The organism is Herbiconiux daphne, from assembly GCF_024979295.1.
Taxonomy (GTDB): domain Bacteria; phylum Actinomycetota; class Actinomycetes; order Actinomycetales; family Microbacteriaceae; genus Herbiconiux; species Herbiconiux daphnes.
In genome coordinates this window covers 1-550 of sequence record NZ_JANLCJ010000705.1, presented here as the reverse complement: position 1 = coordinate 550, position 550 = coordinate 1, and the positions used below count along the sequence as shown (strand labels likewise).

General features: G+C 32.9%; 2 protein-coding genes. Both read left to right on the top strand.

Features of this window, described 5'->3' with window-relative positions; all coding sequences use genetic code 11:
• The coding region (locus N1032_RS27270; protein ID WP_259543834.1) for a hypothetical protein at positions 1-234 on the top strand (234 nt) is incomplete at its 5' end.
• A 5-nt stretch (positions 235-239) separates the two neighbouring features.
• Entirely contained in the window at positions 240-440 is a 201-nt protein-coding gene (locus tag N1032_RS27265) for a DUF3310 domain-containing protein (RefSeq protein WP_259543833.1), read from the top strand.
• The last annotated feature ends 110 nt before the right edge of the window (positions 441-550 follow it).

Here is a 550-nt window from a genome sequence, read left to right as displayed (position 1 = left end):
CGACTTGGCAAAAATGTTAATGAGTTAGATGAAAAACAATTTAAAACAAAAGTATTCCATACTATGGCAAGACCAATATGCAAAGGTCTTAAACCAAAAGAAAGTGTGAAGGCATTATCGGAACTCAATTCTTTCTTTGGCAGAAATTTTACATTATTTGAAATTAGTGAGGCATATAGTCAAAGTTGCGTCAGTCACCAGACAACTCTTGAATATCTTGAAAATAAAGGATGAATATAATGGCAGAACCAGTAAAAAACACACAAATCGGTGGGGCACACTACCAAACGAAAATTCAACCGATTGAATTCATTATGGAAAACAATATCGGTTTTGTGGAAGGCAATGTAATCAAATACATTCACAGATACAAATTCAAAAATGGTCTTGAAGACTTAAAGAAAGCAAGACACTATATAGATTTCTTGATTGAGAAGTGAGAAAAGGAGCATCCAGATGGCAAATAAATACCCAAAAATTTCAAGACTTGACAATTACTACAGATTGGAAATTGACAAGGATAAAGACGTATTTTATGTAGAGGAAAAAC